Source organism: Vibrio sp. Vb0937 (assembly GCF_033338855.1).
On sequence record NZ_JAWOTK010000267.1, the window covers coordinates 1 to 1,256 of the forward strand.

A 1,256-nucleotide genomic window follows, 5' to 3' on the forward strand; every position below is an offset into this window, starting at 1 on the left:
CTCAACGAAGAGTGCCAAATAGTCCTACTTTGCCCCTGCCGTAAAGCTTATGCTGAGATGTGCCGTATCATCACTAACGCGAGACGACGCAGCGAAAAAGGCAGCTATCAGCTTTCTGAGTGGGATCTGATGTCGATTCGTCACTGCTTAGTATTGTGGCTTCCTACCCATCAAGCGAGTGACCATTACTGGGGGCGATGGCTCAATCAACACCATAACAATCGACTATGGGTTGCGATTCAACGTCATCTTGGTGGCGACGATGATGCCTACACAAATCACTGCGAGAAGCTAGCTCACGAATTGCAACTGCCTATTACAGCTTGTGGCGGCGTACTCATGCACACGGCTGAGCGCCTGCCTTTACAACATATACTCACCGCCATTAAACATGGTTGCAGTGTTGATAAGCTGGGCTTTGAACGTCTTTCTAATGCTGAACGCGCATTACGACCACTGAATAAGTTGGTTCGTATCTACAAACCAGAGTGGCTAGAGGAAAGTAAGTACATCGCGGATTTGTGCGAATTCAAATTGTCTGATCTGAAATACGAATACCCTACAGAACTGATTCCTAATGGCTATACACCAAATTCTTACTTACGAATGTTGGTGGAACAAGGTAAAGAGCGTCGCTTTCCTGAAGGCGTGCCGGAGGACATCAACCAAACCATCGAAAACGAACTGAGGTTGATAGAAGACCTCAAGTACCATTATTACTTTTTAACCATTCATGACATCGTCATGTTTGCTAAACAGCAAGGCATTCTTTATCAAGGCCGAGGATCAGCGGCGAATTCCGTCGTGTGTTACTGCTTAGAAATCACCGCCGTCGATCCAAGACAAATCTCTGTCTTGTTCGAACGATTTATCAGTAAGGAACGCAAAGAGCCACCAGATATCGACGTTGACTTCGAACACGAGCGCCGTGAAGAAGTCATTCAATACATTTATAAAAAATACGGACGTGAACGTGCCGCTCTTGCCGCAACAGTGATCAGTTATCGCTTCAAAAGTGCGGTACGTGAGGTCGGAAAAGCGTTAGGTATTGAAGAGACCCAATTGGATTTTTTCATCAAAAATGTTAACCGCCGAGATCGTAGCCAAGGTTGGCAAGCACAAATTATTGAGCTTGGTTTGCAACCAGAATCGCTCAAAGGTCAGCAGTTTATCCAACTGGTGAACGAGATTATTGGTTTTCCTCGTCATCTTTCTCAGCATGTCGGCGGCTTCGTGATTTCATCGGGTCCATTATA

At 45.8% G+C, this 1,256-nt stretch carries 1 pseudogene; it reads left to right on the forward strand.

The window, feature by feature from the left end:
* Positions 1-1,256, forward strand: a pseudogene (locus R7P67_RS24970) (error-prone DNA polymerase); the annotation flags it as partial.